Raw genomic sequence first — 1,553 nt, 5'->3', positions numbered from 1 at the left:
TCTCCGAGGACCCCACCTATATCACCAACCACAATAACGCCCGGACGCTGATCCGCAAAATTGACAGGGACGAACTGCTTCAGGTTCTGGTTCGGAAATACTTGGGGCAGTGAGCACTCGACACCGAAAAATCAAAGGCGTTCCCGGAAAGTGAGACTTTCCGGGAACGCTTTTTTTCATTCATCCTCATTTCATTCCCTGATCCCGTTCACACAGCTCCTGCGCCCGTCTGAGAACCCGCACCATAATTGCCCGGGCCGCCGTCGCATTTCCTTCATCCAGAAGCTCCACGGCGTCCGCCAATGGGCCGCACAGAATACAGAAATCCAATTCGTCGTCCGTCATAAAATCATCTTCTCCCACTTGATATGTTGCCTACCAGAATACCGTATTTTCTCTGTCGAAATCCCGAATTCTTTGCCGAAGTGCTATATTTCAGCGGCCGGGCCGCACATAATTTCGCATTCTCCGGCGTATACTGCTTTAATGAACACATGTGGAAAGGATGACACCTATGGAAGAGAAGCACTATCCGTTTGTCTTGCCTCCGCTGCCCTATCCTTACGACGCGCTGGAGCCGGAGCTTGACGCCAAGCTTCTGTGTTTTCACCACGACAAGCATTTTGCGGCCTACGTGGACAATCTGAACAAGCTGCTGGAACCCTACCCCGCCTATCAGGACTGGTCCCTGATAGAGCTTTGCGAACATTGGATGGATCTGCCTGCGCAGATTCGTCAGGGTGTACGCAACAACGCCGGCGGCGTATTCAACCACGACATCTATTTCCGCACGCTCCACGCCCTGCCCCCCTCGTCCCCCCAGCCGCCGCTAGGAGACGCCATCCGTCTTGTTTTCGGCAGCACCGACGGCCTCAGAATTGCTCTGAAAAGCACCGCGCTCTCCGTCTTCGGCTCCGGCTGGACCTGCCTGTGCGCCGATGCAAACGGAATCCTATCTCTTCAGAACGTGGCCAATCAGGACACCGTCCTGCCCCTTGTGCCCCTATTGTGCTGCGATGTGTGGGAACACGCGTACTACCTGCAATACCAAAATCGCCGTGCCGACTATCTGGACGCATGGTGGCGAATCATTGACTGGCCCCTTCTTTCCGAACAGTACGCACAGATTGTGCAAAATCGCCCGTCTATGGCGTAAAATAACATAATTTTCTCATATATCCAATATTACAATACTTTTATATTTTCATTTTGTCAAGTTGAATTTTACAATGATATTGTAATTTTGGATTCAGGAGGAACTCCCGATGTTGTGCGACGAAATTCACCGGCTGAGGCTGGCAAGCGGAATCACCCAAGCGCGTCTGGCCGAAAGGCTGGGCGTTTCCAAGCAGAGCGTCTCCAACTGGGAAAACAACAACATTCAGCCCTCCGTGGAGCTGCTTGAGCGACTGGCAGATTTTTTTGCCGTCTCTACCGATGCGCTTCTGGGGCGGCAGCCTGATGCGGTCATTGATGTCTCCGGCCTCACCGACGCGCAGATTGCCCACATCCGTCAGTTGATTCAGGACCTCCGCGATGCCAGAAGACGTGTT

General features: G+C 53.1%; 4 protein-coding genes. 3 read left to right on the top strand and 1 reads right to left on the bottom strand.

From position 1 onward, the window contains the following. Nucleotides 1–113, top strand: a 113-nt coding sequence (locus tag B2W96_RS02530; RefSeq protein WP_293008285.1) for an IreB family regulatory phosphoprotein, incomplete at its 5' end; no start/stop codon positions are given. A gap of 73 nt (nt 114–186) precedes the next feature. On the opposite strand, the gene B2W96_RS02525 is transcribed toward B2W96_RS02530, so the two are convergent. Next, nucleotides 187–345: a hypothetical protein gene (locus B2W96_RS02525; protein ID WP_293008239.1), complete on the bottom strand. Its 159-nt coding sequence runs from the start codon at nt 343–345 to the stop codon at nt 187–189. Nucleotides 346–514: 169 nt separating this feature from the next. Here B2W96_RS02525 and B2W96_RS02520 point away from each other — a divergent pair, with 169 nt between their 5' ends. Together B2W96_RS02520 and B2W96_RS02515 are read left to right on the top strand one after the other, a co-directional pair. Continuing rightward, nucleotides 515–1,156, top strand: a complete 642-nt coding sequence (locus B2W96_RS02520) for a superoxide dismutase (protein WP_293008237.1) — start codon at nt 515–517, stop codon at nt 1,154–1,156. Between the two features lie 109 nt (nt 1,157–1,265). Beyond that, a partial coding sequence (locus B2W96_RS02515) for a helix-turn-helix domain-containing protein (RefSeq protein WP_293008235.1) occupies nt 1,266–1,553 on the top strand: 288 nt, incomplete at its 3' end.

Origin of the sequence: Oscillibacter sp. UBA6647, assembly GCA_002455655.1 — a bacterium.
Classification (GTDB): domain Bacteria; phylum Bacillota; class Clostridia; order Oscillospirales; family Oscillospiraceae; genus Oscillibacter.
This window is presented reverse-complemented; position numbering and strand designations above follow the sequence as displayed.